Raw genomic sequence first — 14752 nt, forward strand, 5'->3', positions numbered from 1 at the left:
CAGTCGCGATCATTTAAGTGAGGAGCCTCAGGGCCCCGGGAACGCATTCCGCGGTCACCGGCAGGGGCCCCAGCCGCTCCCCGTCCGCGTAGGCGGTGATCCCCGCGGACTCCAGGGTGACCTTCCGCGCCCGGTGGACGGTGACCTTCGGGTGGCCGAGGTGGGTGCCCTTGTAGACCTGCGGGAACACCCTCAGCAGCGTGGCCCGGCTGCAGTCGCCGACCACCGTGACGTCGAAGAGCCCGTCGTCGGGGACGGCGCCCGCGCAGATGCGCATCCCGCCGCCGTAGGAGGAGCCGTTGCCCACGGCCACCAGCGTCGCCTCCGTCTCGACGACCGGCCCGTCGTCCAGGGTGATCCGGTACGGGAACGGGCGGAAGGCGGCCAGCTCCGCGACCATCGCCAGGTCGTACTTGAAGCGCCCCGCCGGCAGCCGCATCCGGTTGCCCCGGTCGTTGACCCGCGAGTCGAAGCCCGAGCACAGGACCGTCCCGTACCAGGAGTCCGCCACCCGCCCCAGGTCGATCTCGCGGATCCGGCCCTCCTTGAGGGCCTCGGCGGCCAGCCGCCCCGCCCGCGCGGGCTCCCGTACGGGCAGCCCCAGCGCCCGCGCGAAGTCGTTGCCGGTGCCCACGGCGACCACGCCGAGCGGCACCCGCGTGCCGGCGAGGGCCTGGAGCGCCAGCGACACCATCCCGTCGCCGCCGACCACGACCACCGCGCCGGTGCCCTCGCGGACGGCGTCCCTCAGCCGGGCCAGCGCGTCCGCCGCGTCGACGCCGACCACGCTCCGTACGCGGAACCCTGCGGCCCGCAACGCGGAAGCGGCCGGCTGCGCGGCATGCGCGCCCCGGCCGCGTCCCGCGGTGGGATTGACGAAGAGGGTGATCTCGGCGCTCACCCGCGGGAATCTACCCGTCAGGTCGCGTCGTCGTAACCGTTGATCCGCTCACGCCCGCCGTCGGCCTGCCCGGGCAGCGCCGTCGGGGCCGCCACGGCTTCCATCTCGCCGATCGGCGCCGGCGTCAGGTCCAGGTCGGCGGCCTCGTCGTCGTCCAGGCCCGCGTCGGGGTCGTTGCGCCTGCGGCGGCGGTCGTTGAGCAGGCAGACGCCGAGCGCGATGAAGTACAGGGCCACGATCGGGGCGGCCAGCGACAGCATCGTCAGCGGGTCACCGGTCGGCGTCGCGAAGGCGGCGAAGAGCGTGATGCCCAGCACCATGGCGCGCCACCAGCTCGCCAGCCGCTTCGCGCTCAGCACCCCGGTGAAGTTCAGCAGGATCAGCAGCAGCGGCAGCTCGAAGGCCAGGCCGAACACGATCACCATGCGGGCGACCAGGTCGAGGTAGTCGTCGACCGGAATCAGGTTGCGCGTGTTGTCGGGCGTGAACTCGAGCAGGATCGTCGCGGTCTGCGGAAGGATCTTGTACGCGAGCACCGCGCCGACGCCGAACAGCGGCGCACCCACCGCCACGAAGCCCCGCGCGTACTTCTTCTCGTGGCTGTGCAGCCCGGGGGCGGCGAACGCCCACAGCTGGTACAGCCACACCGGTGTGGTCAGCACCACACCCGTCATCAGCGAGACCTTCAGGGCGATCGAGAACGCCGAGATGAGACCGTTCACGGTCATGTCGGCACAGGGGCGCCCGTTGCGCGTGGTCACCACACCACCGGTACAGCCGACGGAGTCCAGCATCGGCTGCAACAGGAAGTCGATGATGTCCCGGTAGAAGAAGGCCGCCACGCCGGTGATCACCAGCATCGCCACGACCGCCTTCAGCAGGCGGTTTCTCAGCTCACGCAGGTGCTCGACAAGAGGCATCCGCCCTTCGGCGTCCTTGTCCGCTTTCTCCTGCTTGCGGGCAGACTTGAGCAACCCACGTCCCTTGTCTCGTTGCAGATGACTGGCGTAACCGGCGCGGCTCAGCCCTGGGCGGTGCGGTTCGGCTCGCTCACGGGCCGGGAGCTGGTGACGTCACCGGGAGCCGCCTGGATGGTGCGCGGAGCCGCCTGCGCCTGCGGAGCCTGGTCCGCAACCGAAGAAGCGGCGGCGGCGTCCTCGGCCTCGCCGTCCTTCTTCATCGCCTTCGCCTCGCTCTTGAGGATACGAGCGGACTTGCCGAGCGAGCGGGCCATGTCGGGAAGCTTCTTGGCACCGAACAGCAAGAAGATCACGGCGACGATCAGGAGAATCTCGAGCGGCTTCAGATTGCCCATGATGTGTGCTTCCTTCTCACCGAAACGGCTGGTTGTGGTGGCTGCGGGCGGCCCGCGCGGAAAACCGGCGACCGACCTGCCAAGGATCGTAACCCCCGGGGGTTAACGCTCGGCAATCCCCCGGGGTACCCGCGCTTGCGCGAAGGCCGGTTGTTCACGCCCGCGTCACACGGATTCGTCCCGCTTTACGGGCGCACGCCGCGGCCCGACCGCGCAAGATCCACCGCCGCCCGCTCCAGCTCCCCCGAGGCATCCGCGATCCGCCGGCTCGCCCGCTCCACCTGCCCGGACAACCTGCGCACCTCCACGAACACCCGCACGGCCAGCACGGACAGGACGGCGACCCCCAGGAAACCCAGGGCAATTGCGAACATCGGCCACAGCATGACAGGAGCCTAGACGAGCAGGCCCCTCACACGCTGCGCAGGGTGCTCACGCCGCCACCCGTCAGCAGCTCCACGATGCGCTCACCGGCGGGCTTGCGGACGGACGCACCGCACTCGGGGCAGGTGAAGGAGTAGAAGGTCGCCCTGCGGCTGCCCCCGATCACCAGCCGCAGCGCACCCGCGTCCAGCTCGAAGCGGGCCCGGCAATCGGGACAGGAGGCCTTGAAGGCGACGGGCCCGGACTTCTGCGACATCGACCCCGCTCCCCTCAGACCTGTTCCCCGTACCCCGCGAGTGCCTCTCGAGCCGCGTTCCGCGCACTCTCCGCCAGCTCTACGGGCGCCACGATCCGCCCCTCGCGGCCCAGCCGCAGCGCCAGCCGGCGCAGCGACGCCGGATCCGGACTGCGCAGCGTGATCCGAAGCCCGCCGTCGGCCAGCTCCTCGGCACTGTCGTGCGGGTAGTACTCGGCGACCCAGCGCCCGCCCGGCCCCACCTCGACCACCACCTCCGGATCCTCCGCGGCCGGCTGCACCAGCCCCTCCGACAGATCACGCGGCTCGATGGCGGGCGGCTCGGCCCGCTCGTCCAGCAGCCGGATCTCCGCGACCCGGTCGAGCCGGAAGGTCCGCCGGGCCTCCGAGAGGTGGCACCAGCCCTCCATGTACGTGTGCCCCACCGCGAACAGCCGGATCGGGTCGACCTTCCGCTCGGTGAGCTCGTCGCGCGCCGGAGAGTAGTAGCGCAGCCACAGCCGGCGCCGCTCCGCGATGGCCCGGTCCACGTCCGCGAACACCCCGCCCTCGGACTCGAAGGTCACCGACAGCCGGGACGAAGCCCCCGCCGCCTCCCCCGCGGCCGCCTCCAGCTTCGCGGTGGCCCGCAGCAGCGCCTGGCGGTCGCTCTCCCGCAGCCCCGGCAGCGTCGCCACCGCACGCGCCGCCACCAGCAGCGCGGTCGCCTCGTCGGCCGCCAGCCGCAGCGGCTCCGCGGTGGACTCCCCCGACGCGTCCGGGTTGCGCCACCAGATGCGCTCCCCGTCCGTGTCGATGTCGAGCAGGTCACCGCCCCGGAAGCTGGTCCCGCACATGGGCAGCACGTCCAGGTCCGAGATCAGCTCGTCCTCGGTGATCCCGAAAGCCCGCGCGACGTCGGCGACGTGCGCTCCCGGGCGCTCGCGCAGGTACGTGACCAGGGACAGCATCCGGCGGGTCTGGTCGATGGCGTTGGCAGCCATGCTGGTACGTCTCCCCCTCAGGGCGTGCTCTTCGGATGGTGCGCTTGCATTGCACTGCTGTGCGGCGGCGCGGCTGCGGCGCCCCGCCTCGGCGGCGAGGGACCGGCGGCCCCTCCCGGCCGCGCCGGGTCAGGCCTTGGCCACGGCCCGCAGCCGGTCCACCACGTCCGCCCGCAGATCGGCGGGCCCGACCACCACGACGTCCGGCCCGAACTCCACCAGCCAGGCGTCCAGCCCGTGCCCGTACGGGATCTCCAGCTCGTCCCAGCCGTCCCCGCCCTCCCGCACGGCGGTCGCCTTGGCCCGCAGCGGATACCCCGCCCCGGCCCGCAGCCGGATCAGCGCCGAGCGGTCCGCGCTCTCCCCCGCCCAGCTCGCCACGGTCTCCCGCACGGTCACCACGTCGGGCACCTCCGCGGTGTACTTCCCGGCCCGCGAACGGACCTTCCCCGTGATCCGCGACAACCGGAACACCCGCTCCGCACCACGGTCACGGTCATGGCCCGCCAGGTACCAGTGGCCCCGCCAGCACTCCAGCGCCCACGGCTCCACCTGCCGCGTCTCCGGCCGCGCCGCCGTCGACTTCCGGTAGTCGAACACCACCGGCCGCCGGTCCCGGCACGCCAGCATCAACGGCTCGAAAGCCGCCTCGTGCACCGGAATGCGCGGCTCGATGGCACTGTGCTGGCCCTCGTACGGATCCCCCGCCTCCGGCATCCCGCCCGCCCGCAGCTTCTGCAGGGCCCCACTGGCCGCCCCCGCCAGCCGCGCCTGCTGCCACACCTTCGCCGCCAGCCCCAGCGCCGCGGCCTCCTCGGCGTCCAGGGAGACGGGAGGCAGCCGATTGCTGTCCCGGCGCGCGAGATAGCCGATCTCGCCCTCCAGGTTCTCCACCGTCTCGATCACCAGGCCGAGTTCACGCAGATCGTCCTTGTCCCGCTCGAACATCCGGTTGAAGGACTCGTCGTTGCCGGCCTCGAGGTACGCCTCGATGGAACCCCGCAACTCCCGCTTGCTGAGCGGCCGGCGCGTCCCCAACAGACACAGCGCCAGATTCATCAGCCGCTCGGCCTTGGCAATCGCCATCGACGCCCATCCCCGCTTCCCTCGTACGCGTCCGCTCGCGGACACAGCCGTGACCGTTGACCGTACCGCCCCGGCGCGCCCGGACAAAAGCGAGGGGCCCCCGCCGACAGGCGGGGGCCCCCGGGCCGATCAGACAGCTGCCCGATCAGGCGTCCATCAGGTCACAGACGAAGATCAGCGTCTCGCCCGGGGCGATCGCACCGCCCGCACCCTGGTCGCCGTAGGCGAGGTGGGCCGGGATCGTCAGCTTGCGACGGCCGCCGACCTTCATGCCCTGGACACCCTGGTCCCAGCCCTTGATGACCTGGCCGACACCCAGCTGGAACTGCAGCGCGCTGCCGCGGTTCCACGAAGCGTCGAACTCCTCACCGGTGGAGAAGGCCACACCCACGTAGTGGACCTTGACGAAGGCACCGACCTTGGCCTCCGCGCCGTCGCCCTCCCAGATGTCCTCGATCACCAGGTCGGTGGGAACCGGACCCTCGGGGAAATCGATCTCGGGCTTCTCGAGCTTGTCGCTCACGGAACTGCTCCTCAAACTTACGAACCGGTCAACCGGGACAGTCTTACATCACCGCGAGGATGTCGAGGCTGAAGACCAGGGTCGACTTCGCCGGAATGGACCCCTTCTCCTCGTCCCCGAACGCCATGTCCGGCGGGATCACCAGAAGGATCCGGCTGCCGACCTTCTTGCCGGTGATGCCCTCCTTCAGCCCCTTGACCGAAAGCTCCGACATCGGCCAGGTGACCGTCGAGTCCGTGGCGTACGTGCTCTCGAAGGTCTTGTCGTCCTTCCACGTCTTGCCGTTGAACTTCACCACGACGCTGTCGGTGCCCTTCACCTCCGGGCCCGTGCCCTCCAGCACGTAGTTCGACACCAGCTTCGCCGGCGGCTCCGTGTCCTTCGGAACGCTCACGGAGACTTCCTTGCCGTCCGTGTTCGTACCGACCTTCGGCAGCGCCTTGTCGTCCTGCGCGACCTCCTTGCCCGTCGCCGAGACCGGCACGGAGGCACCCTTGACGATGTCCACGACGAACACCAGCGTCGCGTTCGGCTTGATCTTCTCGCCCGAACCCTGGGCCCCGTAACCCAGGTCCGGCGGGATCACCAGCTCGACACGGCTGCCGACCTTCTGGCCCTCAAGACCCTGGTCCCAGCCCTTGATGACGGCACCCGCACCAATGGTCACGTCGAACGGAGTGCCCCGGTCGAAGCTGTTGTCGAACGGCGCCTTGCCGTCCCACACCTGGCCGAGGTAATTGACCTGGGCGATGTCGCCCTTCTTCAGCACAGGGCCCTTGCCCTCGCTGACGGTCACCACCTTCAGCTCCTTCGGCGGCGTGCCCTTACCCGTCGACAGGGTGGGCTTCTCCCCGAACTTGGCACCCTTCGTGATCGCGGGCGCCCCGTTCTTCATCTGGGCGGAGTCGGAGCCGCTGTCACCACACGCCGCTGTCGACAGCAGCAGAAGGGGTACGACAAGCAGGCCGGCAAGTCGGCGCACGTGTTCCTCAGATCTCAGACGGCAAGCGGTCGCCGCCACTCTAAGCCGTGAGCAGGGCCCCGTACGAGACAGGTACGAGGCCCTGATCACACACCGGCGAGATCTACATCCCGGCGATCAGCTTCTCCACCCGGTCGTCCACCGACCGGAACGGGTCCTTGCACAGCACCGTCCGCTGCGCCTGGTCATTGAGCTTCAGGTGCACCCAGTCCACCGTGAAGTCCCGCCGCTGCTCCTGCGCCCGACGGATGAAATCACCGCGCAGCCGCGCCCGCGTCGTCTGCGGAGGCACCGACTTGCCCTCGAAGATCTTCAGGTCGTTGCAGATCCGCGCCGCCTGCCCCTTGCGCTCCAGCAGGTAGTACAGCCCGCGCCGCCGGTGGATGTCGTGGTACGCGAGGTCTATCTGAGCCACCCGCGGATTCGACATCGTCATGTTGTGCTTGGCCCGGTACCGCTCGATCAACTGGTACTTCATCACCCAGTCGATCTCGGTCGAGATCCGGTCCAGATCCTCCGCCTCGATCGCGTCCAGAGTCCGGCCCCACAACTCCAGCACCTGGTCCACCACACCGGTACGGATCCCCCGGCGCTCGGCGAAGTCCACCGCCTTGTCGTAGTACTCCCGCTGGATCTCCAGCGCCGAAGCCTCCCGGCCACTCGCCAGACGCACCTTGCGCTGACCCGTGATGTCGTGACTCACCTCACGGATCGCCCGGATCGGGTTCTCCAAGGTCAGATCACGCATCACCGTGCCCGCCTCGATCATCCGCAGCACCAGATCGGTCGCCCCGACCTTCAGCAGCATCGTCGTCTCGGACATGTTCGAGTCCCCGACGATGACGTGCAGCCGACGGTACCGCTCCGCGTCCGCGTGCGGCTCGTCCCGCGTGTTGATGATCGGACGCGACCGCGTCGTCGCCGAACTGACACCCTCCCAGATGTGCTCGGCCCGCTGACTCACGCAGTAGACCGCACCCCGAGGCGTCTGCAGCACCTTGCCCGCACCACAGATCAACTGCCGCGTGACAAGGAACGGAATGAGGATGTCCGCCAAGCGCGAGAATTCACCGTGCCGCGCCACCAGGTAGTTCTCGTGGCAGCCGTACGAGTTCCCCGCCGAGTCGGTGTTGTTCTTGAAGAGATAGACGTCGCCCGCGATTCCCTCCTCGTGCAGACGACGCTCCGCGTCGACGAGCAGTCCTTCGAGAATGCGCTCGCCCGCCTTGTCGTGCGTGACCAGTTCGGTCACGTTGTCGCATTCGGGTGTTGCGTATTCCGGATGCGAACCCACGTCGAGGTACAGGCGGGCGCCGTTCCGCAGGAAGACATTGCTGCTGCGGCCCCATGACACAACACGGCGGAAGAGGTAGCGCGCCACTTCGTCAGGAGACAGTCGGCGCTGTCCCCTGAACGTGCACGTGACGCCGTACTCGTTCTCCAGCCCGAAAATGCGGCGGTCCATGACTGAACATTACGCCTTCTGCCCCCTTCTGAAACCGGGTTCGAGAGCGCCGTTTCGATCAGTTTCCCCGCGCCCCGCCCGACACGCCTACGAAACGCCCTCCACCACCGGCTCCACCACGCCCCCCGAAGACCCCGCCACCGCACGGCTCCGGCCCCCGGCCCCCAGCACCCGCTGAGTCACCATCAGAACCAGAAACGCCGCCACCCCCGCGACACCGGCCACACCGAAACTCGCCGCCGTACCCGACCACTCCACCACCGGACCAGCCGCAGCCGTACCGATCGCCGCACCCACCCCGAAGAACGTCACCAGCCACGAGAACGCCTCCGTCACCGTCCCCGCCGGCGCATGCCGGTCCACCACGATGAACGCACACGCCAGCGAAGGCGCCAGGAACACCCCGGACAGCGCCGCCAGACCCGACATGGCCACCGGCCCCGGAACCAGCATCAACGGCAGATAACCCAGCGCCAGCAACGCCACCAGCAACCGCAGCCGCTTCTCGGCCGCACCCGCCCACTGCCGCGCCCCGTACACCACGCCACCGACCAGCGCACCCAGCCCCAGCGCCGCCATCAACCAGCCGTACACCGCCTGATCCCCGTGATCATCCGCGTACGCCACACCCGCCACCGCGATCGAACCCAACGCCATCCCCACGAAGAAGAACGCCCCCAACAGCGCCAACAGCCCCTTCGAACGCAACGCACCCAGCCAGTGCGCCTCCCGCGGCTCCGACTTCCACCTCCGCGAAGGCTCGCTCACCACCACCGACAGCGCCCCCAGCACCCCGATCACGTTCAGGGCCAGCAGCGCCCCCGCCGGCGACCACAGCGACACGAACAGCGTCACCAGCAGCGGACCCACCGTGAACATGACCTCCTGCGCCACCGCGTCCATCGCGTACGCCGCGTGCACCCGCTCCTCACGGCCACCCAGCACCCCCGGCCACAGCGCCCGCAGCCCGCCCTCCAGAGGCGGCGTGAACAGCCCCGCGACCACCACCGCGGCATACGCCACCGGACCCGACCCGATGCCCGCCAGAGCCAGCCACACCATGCCCAGCGCCGACACCACCGCCGCCGGCAACTGCACCCGCGGCTGCCCGTACAGATCCACCGCACGCCCCAGCAGCGGCTGCCCCACCGCGTTCGCCACCCCGTACGCGGCGGCCAGCGCCCCCGCCAGGCTGTAGCTCCCGCCCTCCGAGCGCGTGAACAGCACGATCGCGATCGCCGCCGTCCCATTGGGCAGCCGGCCTATCAGCGTGCCCACCAGCAGCCTCGCAGCGTGCCGGGTCCTGAGCAGCTCCGCGTAACCCGCGGCCATGTCCGCCCCTTTCCGCCCGGACCACCGCCGGAGTAATACGTATAACGTGACCCGTCATACGTACCATGGCCACAGCCCACCGGTCCACCCACCGGACCCGCCCACCCGCCCTGACCACGCACTTCGGGAGCCCCCTGTGACGAGACCCACCAGCCGGGACGTCGCCACCGCCGCCGGGGTCTCCCAGGCCACCGTCTCCCTCGTCCTCGGCGACAAATGGCGCGGCCGCGTCTCCGAACGCACCGCCGGCCTCGTCCGCGAAACCGCCACCCAGCTCGGCTACCGCCCCAACCTCGCCGCCCGCAACCTCCGCCTCGGCACCACCCGCACCGCCCTCCTCGTCGTCCCCGCCCTCACCAACGAATTCTTCGCCCGCGTCTACACCGGCGCCGCCCGCATCGCCGCCGAACACGGCTTCGGCGTCGTCCTCTACCCCTCCCCCGACGGCACCGGCCCCGCCCGCAACCCCTTCGCCTCCGCCCGCGCCGCCCTCGACGGAGTCATCGCCTCCTCCATGGCCGCAGACGCCCTCCACGCCATCGGCGGCACCGACCTCCCCCTCGTCATGCTCGACAGCGACCCCACCGCCGGCCACGCCTCCGCCCACGTCAACCTCGACATCGCCGACGGCATGCGCCAAGCCACCGAACACCTCCTCACCCACGGCCACCGCCGCTTCCTCCACCTCGCCTCCGCCATCGACTCCTGGACCTTCCACATCCGCGCCCAGGCCCTCGCCACCCACCTCGGCCCCCACACCGAGCTGCGCACCGTACGCGCCCCCCTCAGCGTCGACGCCGCCCGCACCGCCATGGAGACGGCCCTCGCCACCCCGCACGACCGCCCCACCGCGATCATCTGCGACGACGACATCCTCGCCGCCGGCGCCTGCAAGGCCGCCCGCCGCCTCGGCCTGCGCGTCCCCGACGACCTCTCCGTCACCGGCTTCGACGACCTCGCCCTCGCCACCGCCGTCGAACCCGAACTCACCACCGTCCACCTCCCCGCCGAACACGTCGGCGAACAGGGCATGACCGCCCTCCTCGCCGTCCTCGAAGGCACCCCCTGGACCGCCCCCGACATCCCCGTCACCCTCATCCCCCGCGCCTCCACCGGCCCCGCCCCCACCCCCTGAACACGACGAAGCCCCGGCCGCCCACAAAGGGCGACCGGGGCCATCGCTGGACCGGTCCTACTCGGCGTCGTCCTCCGGCGCCTCGTCATTCGACACGGCATCCGCCTGAGCCGCCGCCGGAACATCCGCCTCCAGCAGCCGCGCCAACTGCCGGCCACGGATCCGCTTGAACTTCCGCTGCTGAGCCCGCGTACGGTCCAGCACCGCGACCTCCAGCCGCTCCGCCGGAATCGTCTTGTCCGCACCATTGGCCTGACTGGACAGCGCCTGCACCGCCAGCTTCAGCGCGTCGGGCAGGGTCATCCCGTCCTGGTGACGCTGATCGAGGAAGGTGCTGATCTGCTCGGCATTGCCGCCGACCGCGACCGAACCGTGCTCGTCCACGATCGAACCGTCATGCGGAAGCCGGTAGATCTGGTCACCGGCAGCCGTCGCACCCACCTCGGCGACGACCAGCTCCACCTCGTACGGCTTCTCACCCGCAGAGGAGAAGATCGTGCCGAGCGTCTGCGCGTACACGTTCGCCAGCCCACGGGCCGTCACATCGTCACGGTCGTAGGTGTATCCACGCAGATCGGCGTAGCGCACACCGCCGATCCGCAGGTTCTCGTACTCGTTGTACTTGCCGGCGGCCGCGAAACCGATCCGGTCGTAGATCTCGCTGAACTTGTGCAGCGCACGGGACGGGTTCTCCCCGACGAACACGATGCCGTCGGCGTACTGCAGCACGACAAGGCTGCGACCGCGGGCGATGCCCTTCCGGGCGTATTCCGCCCGGTCGGCCATGGCCTGCTGGGGTGACACATAGAACGGAGTCGACACCGGCTGTCCGTCCCTTTCTTCTGGGCTCCTGGGAGGCGACGGATGGTCAGAGCAGGGCGGCGCGCGGGCCGTCGGGCTGCTCCAGCCGACGATTGGTGACCGTACGGGCGAGTTCCTGCGACTCGTCGTCCGTCAGCCTGCGGAATCCCTCGTCCGTGATGACGGTGACGATCGGATAGATGTGGCGGTACAGGTCCGGCCCACCGGTCGCCGAGTCGTCGTCGGCGGCGTCGTACAGCGCCTGCACGACCAGCGTGGTGGCCTGCTCCTCCGTCAGATCCGGGCGGAAGAGCTTCTTCATCGAACCGCGGGCGAAGATCGAGCCCGATCCGGTGGCGGCGTATCCGTGCTCCTCGGAGCGGCCGCCGGTCACGTCGTAGGAGAAGATCCGGCCCTTCTCCTTGGCCTCGTCGTAGCCGGCGAAGAGAGGCACGACGGCCAGCCCCTGCATCGCCATGCCCAGATTGCTCCGGATCATGGTGGAGAGCCGGTTCGCCTTGCCTTCGAGGGAGAGGGTCGTCCCCTCCACCTTCTCGAAGTGCTCCAGCTCCAGCTGGAACAGCTTCACCATCTCCACGGCCAGGCCGGCCGTACCGGCGATGCCGACGGCGGAGTACTCGTCGGCCGGGAACACCTTCTCGATGTCCCGCTGCGCGATCATGTTCCCCATGGTCGCCCGCCGGTCACCGGCGAGCACCACTCCTCCGGGGAAGGTGGCGGCGACGATGGTCGTCCCGTGCGGCGCCTCGACGACGCCCTCCGGCAGCTTGCGGTTGCCGGGCAGCATCTCGGGCGAGTGCGCGCCCAGGAAGTCCATGAAGGACGACGACCCCGGCGTCAGGAAGGCTGCCGGTAGACGCCCTGTGCTACGAGTGTTGGGTTCCACAGGTTTCCTTCCACGTAAGCGGCTGCACGCCTTATGACGTCCGGCCGGTCCTTGAACTGCCCCAAGGCTGCGTTACAGCTGAAGCACAGTACGCCTCGGACCTTACCCGTCTGATGATCGTGATCAACGTGCTCGGCCGGAGCTTCCCTGCAGAGCAGGCAGTTCCCGCCTTGGGCCGCGATCATGTCATCACGTTCGGCTTCTGTGATGCCGTAGTGGCGCTTGAAGTACGAGGCTCGGTTCCGTTGCGCCCGGCACTCTCGGCAGTAGCTGGCCCAACCGTCCGAACTCGTCTTGTTCCGCTCCCACTCCGAGTGAGGTTTGATCTCCCCGCACTGGGGGCACTGTTTGTGGCCTGACGGCACGGGGATCTTCGCCCGCACCGTCCGCCCTTTCGCTTCTTGCCTCTGCTTGTAATGCTCTGCCTGGCATTCGCGGCAATACGCCTGCAGGCCATCCCGCATCGCGCGGTTACTCGCGAAGGCCTCGCGCGATTGAACACGCTTGCACCGCGAGCAACGCTTCATACCTTCCGGCGCCGCCTCAGCCATCCCCGCCCCCGCACCTTCGATTCGAAGGCTAAATAGCCTTGGAGGGCTCTACTCGCCACCCTTTTGGACGAACGACCTCACGAAATCCTCGGCGTTCTCCTCCAAGACATCGTCGATCTCGTCCAGAACGGAGTCGACGTCGTCGGAGAGCTTCTCCTGGCGCTCCTTGAGGTCGGTCGATTCCTCGACCGCCGCCTCCTCGACCTCCTCGGTCGAGCGCTGCGCCTTCTGCTGTCCGCCGCCGGTGTCCTTGGTCGCCATGTCTACCTCACCCCGCTCGGTTCGCACGCTCATGTCGAGAGACCCCGGGATTCGGGATCTCTCAAGATCAGACCCTACGTCGGACCCTACAAGGAGGGTCCGACATTCGTCCCCGCACTTTCATAACGTCCGGCTGATTTCATGATTCCCGGACCGGGGCCCTTTCAGGCCCCGAAGGCGCCACTCACTGTCCCGAAAGCACCCGCACCAGGTCCTCCGCCGTGCGGCAGCGGTCCAGGAGCTCCTTGACGTGGTTCCGGGTCCCCCGGAGGGGTTCCAGGGTCGGGACGCGCTGCAGGGAGTCGCGGCCCGGGAGGTCGAAGATCACCGAGTCCCAGGAGGCCGCCGCCACGTCGTCCGCGTACTGCTCCAGGCAGCGGCCGCGGAAGTACGCCCGGGTGTCCTCCGGGGGCTTGCTCTGGGCCCGCTCCACCGCCGGCTCCTCCACCAGCCGCTTCATCTTGCCGCGGGCCACCAGGCGGTTGTACAGGCCCTTCTCCGGCCGTACGTCCGAGTACTGGAGGTCCACCAGGTGCAGCCGCGCCGCGTCCCAGCCCAGGCCGTCACGGCGCCGGTAGCCCTCGAGGATCTCCCGCTTGGCGATCCAGTCCAGCTCGCCGGACAGGCTCATCGGGTCGGTCTCCAGCCGCCCCAGGACGTCCTCCCAGCGGACCAGGACGTCCTTGGTCTGCTCGTCCGCGTCGGAGCCGTACCGCTCGTCCACGAACTTCCTGGCGAGCTCGAAGTACTCCATCTGGAGTTGCACCGCGGTCAGTGTCCGCCCGCTGCGCAGCGTGATCAGGTGCTGCAGGTCGGGGTCGTGCGAGACCTGGTGCAGGGTGCGTACCGGCTGGTCGACGGCGAGGTCGACGTTGATGAACCCGTCCTCGATCATCCCGAGGACCAGCGAGGTCGTGCCCAGCTTCAGGTACGTCGAGATCTCGGAGAGGTTGGCGTCTCCGATGATCACGTGGAGCCGGCGGTACTTCTCGGCGTCGGAGTGGGGTTCGTCGCGGGTGTTGATGATGGGGCGCTTGAGGGTGGTCTCCAGGCCGACCTCGACCTCGAAGTAGTCCGCTCGCTGGCTGATCTGGAAGCCGTGTTCGCGGCCGTCCTGGCCGATGCCGATCCGGCCGGCGCCGGTGACGACCTGGCGGGAGACGAAGAAGGGCGTCAGGTGGCGCACGATCTCCGAGAAGGGGGTTTCCCGCTTCATCAGGTAGTTCTCGTGCGTGCCGTAGGAGGCGCCCTTGTTGTCGGTGTTGTTCTTGTAGAGGTGGATCGGCTGGGCTCCGGGCAGCTGGGCGGCCCGTACGGCGGCCTCGGCCATGATCCGCTCGCCGGCCTTGTCCCAGAGGACGGCGTCGAGCGGGTTGGTGACCTCGGGGGAGCTGTACTCGGGGTGGGCGTGGTCGACGTAGAGCCGTGCGCCGTTGGTGAGGATGACGTTGGCGAGGCCGATGTCCTCGTCGGTGAGCTGGCTGTTGTCCGCGGCCTCGCGGGCGAGGTCGAAGCCCCGGGCGTCCCGCAGCGGATTCTCCTCCTCGAAGTCCCAGCGGGCGCGGCGCGCCCGGTGCATCGCCGCCGCGTAGGCGTTGACGATCTGGGACGAGGTGAGCATGGCATTGGCGTTCGGGTGGCCCGGGACGGAGATCCCGTACTCCGTCTCGATCCCCATTACTCGCCGTACGGTCATGCGGCCCTCCTTGCCCGGCGGCGCTCCTCTTCGGGAGCGGCGCTCAAGTACCGCTGGTGCTCCGGTGCGCGTGCCTGTGCCTGTTCCTGTGCGGTGCCCGTCCCCGCACTGCGCGCCCGGCGGCGGTACGGATGAGCCTAGAACCACTTCGCGCTCGTGGGGAGATCATTTCCG

Annotated in this window: 16 protein-coding genes and 1 pseudogene; 1 reads left to right on the plus strand and 16 read right to left on the minus strand. The window is 69.3% G+C overall.

Features of this window, described 5'->3' with window-relative positions; all coding sequences use genetic code 11:
- Positions 1-13 precede the first annotated feature (13 nt).
- From AB0O21_RS32005 to AB0O21_RS32055, 11 genes and pseudogenes are all read right to left on the minus strand, one after another.
- Positions 14-901: a diacylglycerol kinase gene (locus AB0O21_RS32005; RefSeq protein WP_365176620.1), complete on the minus strand. Its 888-nt coding sequence runs from the start codon at positions 899-901 to the stop codon at positions 14-16.
- A gap of 17 nt (positions 902-918) precedes the next feature.
- Positions 919-1875, minus strand: coding sequence for a twin-arginine translocase subunit TatC (gene tatC, locus AB0O21_RS32010; RefSeq protein WP_365176622.1), 957 nt, complete (start codon positions 1873-1875; stop codon positions 919-921).
- A 47-nt stretch (positions 1876-1922) separates the two neighbouring features.
- Complete coding sequence (tatA, locus tag AB0O21_RS32015) at positions 1923-2219, minus strand: Sec-independent protein translocase subunit TatA (RefSeq protein ID WP_365176697.1); 297 nt, start codon at positions 2217-2219, stop codon at positions 1923-1925.
- A 182-nt stretch (positions 2220-2401) separates the two neighbouring features.
- A complete protein-coding gene (locus tag AB0O21_RS32020) occupies positions 2402-2602 on the minus strand; it encodes a hypothetical protein (protein ID WP_365176624.1) in 201 nt (66 codons plus the stop codon).
- 26 nt (positions 2603-2628) lie between these two features.
- Complete coding sequence (locus tag AB0O21_RS32025) at positions 2629-2856, minus strand: hypothetical protein (protein ID WP_365176626.1); 228 nt, start codon at positions 2854-2856, stop codon at positions 2629-2631.
- A gap of 14 nt (positions 2857-2870) precedes the next feature.
- Positions 2871-3839, minus strand: a complete 969-nt coding sequence (locus AB0O21_RS32030) for a WYL domain-containing protein (protein ID WP_365176630.1) — start codon at positions 3837-3839, stop codon at positions 2871-2873.
- Positions 3840-3968: 129 nt separating this feature from the next.
- Positions 3969-4925, minus strand: coding sequence for a WYL domain-containing protein (locus AB0O21_RS32035; RefSeq protein WP_365176632.1), 957 nt, complete (start codon positions 4923-4925; stop codon positions 3969-3971).
- A gap of 145 nt (positions 4926-5070) precedes the next feature.
- Positions 5071-5448 carry an FKBP-type peptidyl-prolyl cis-trans isomerase gene (locus tag AB0O21_RS32040; RefSeq protein WP_365176635.1) on the minus strand — a complete coding sequence of 126 codons (378 nt, stop codon included), beginning with the start codon at positions 5446-5448 and terminating at the stop codon, positions 5071-5073.
- Between the two features lie 43 nt (positions 5449-5491).
- Positions 5492-6430 carry an FKBP-type peptidyl-prolyl cis-trans isomerase gene (locus AB0O21_RS32045; protein WP_365176637.1) on the minus strand — a complete coding sequence of 313 codons (939 nt, stop codon included), beginning with the start codon at positions 6428-6430 and terminating at the stop codon, positions 5492-5494.
- A gap of 103 nt (positions 6431-6533) precedes the next feature.
- Complete coding sequence (pafA, locus tag AB0O21_RS32050; protein ID WP_365176640.1) at positions 6534-7895, minus strand: Pup--protein ligase; 1362 nt, start codon at positions 7893-7895, stop codon at positions 6534-6536.
- A gap of 9 nt (positions 7896-7904) precedes the next feature.
- Positions 7905-9227: pseudogene (locus AB0O21_RS32055) on the minus strand (MFS transporter).
- A gap of 136 nt (positions 9228-9363) precedes the next feature.
- On the opposite strand from AB0O21_RS32055, the gene AB0O21_RS32060 reads away from it, so the two are divergent.
- Positions 9364-10362, plus strand: a complete 999-nt coding sequence (locus tag AB0O21_RS32060) for a LacI family DNA-binding transcriptional regulator (protein ID WP_365176642.1) — start codon at positions 9364-9366, stop codon at positions 10360-10362.
- Between the two features lie 57 nt (positions 10363-10419).
- Here AB0O21_RS32060 and prcA read toward each other — a convergent pair whose 3' ends face one another.
- From prcA to dop, 5 genes are all read right to left on the minus strand, one after another.
- On the minus strand, positions 10420-11184 hold the full coding sequence (gene prcA, locus AB0O21_RS32065) for a proteasome subunit alpha (RefSeq protein ID WP_329387563.1): 765 nt from the start codon (positions 11182-11184) through the stop codon (positions 10420-10422).
- A 46-nt stretch (positions 11185-11230) separates the two neighbouring features.
- Complete coding sequence (gene prcB / locus AB0O21_RS32070; protein ID WP_030233611.1) at positions 11231-12070, minus strand: proteasome subunit beta; 840 nt, start codon at positions 12068-12070, stop codon at positions 11231-11233.
- The gene (locus AB0O21_RS32075; protein ID WP_365176646.1) at positions 12022-12621 is read right to left on the minus strand and encodes an endonuclease VII domain-containing protein; all 600 of its coding nucleotides are present in this window, start codon (positions 12619-12621) and stop codon (positions 12022-12024) included. The genes prcB and AB0O21_RS32075 overlap by 49 nt, the downstream gene beginning before the upstream one ends.
- Before the next feature lie 48 nt (positions 12622-12669).
- Positions 12670-12882: a ubiquitin-like protein Pup gene (locus AB0O21_RS32080; RefSeq protein WP_030294332.1), complete on the minus strand. Its 213-nt coding sequence runs from the start codon at positions 12880-12882 to the stop codon at positions 12670-12672.
- 184 nt (positions 12883-13066) lie between these two features.
- Positions 13067-14578, minus strand: a complete 1512-nt coding sequence (dop, locus tag AB0O21_RS32085) for a depupylase/deamidase Dop (RefSeq protein WP_365176649.1) — start codon at positions 14576-14578, stop codon at positions 13067-13069.
- Positions 14579-14752: the final 174 nt, after the last annotated feature.

It is taken from the genome of Streptomyces sp. NPDC091371 (genome assembly GCF_040684275.1).
GTDB lineage: Bacteria > Actinomycetota > Actinomycetes > Streptomycetales > Streptomycetaceae > Streptomyces.

Bases quoted from the DNA above. Each gene is read 5' to 3' on its own strand.
- AB0O21_RS32025 (WP_365176626.1), bottom strand. From the start codon at position 2,856: ATGTCGCAGAAGTCCGGGCCCGTCGCCTTCAAGGCCTCCTGTCCCGAT.
- AB0O21_RS32030 (WP_365176630.1), bottom strand. From the start codon at position 3,839: ATGGCTGCCAACGCCATCGACCAGACCCGCCGGATGCTGTCCCTGGTC.
- AB0O21_RS32080 (WP_030294332.1), bottom strand. From the start codon at position 12,882: ATGGCGACCAAGGACACCGGCGGCGGACAGCAGAAGGCGCAGCGCTCG.
- AB0O21_RS32075 (WP_365176646.1), bottom strand. From the start codon at position 12,621: ATGGCTGAGGCGGCGCCGGAAGGTATGAAGCGTTGCTCGCGGTGCAAG.
- AB0O21_RS32035 (WP_365176632.1), bottom strand. From the start codon at position 4,925: ATGGCGATTGCCAAGGCCGAGCGGCTGATGAATCTGGCGCTGTGTCTG.
- AB0O21_RS32020 (WP_365176624.1), bottom strand. From the start codon at position 2,602: ATGCTGTGGCCGATGTTCGCAATTGCCCTGGGTTTCCTGGGGGTCGCC.
- dop (WP_365176649.1), bottom strand. From the start codon at position 14,578: ATGACCGTACGGCGAGTAATGGGGATCGAGACGGAGTACGGGATCTCC.
- pafA (WP_365176640.1), bottom strand. From the start codon at position 7,895: ATGGACCGCCGCATTTTCGGGCTGGAGAACGAGTACGGCGTCACGTGC.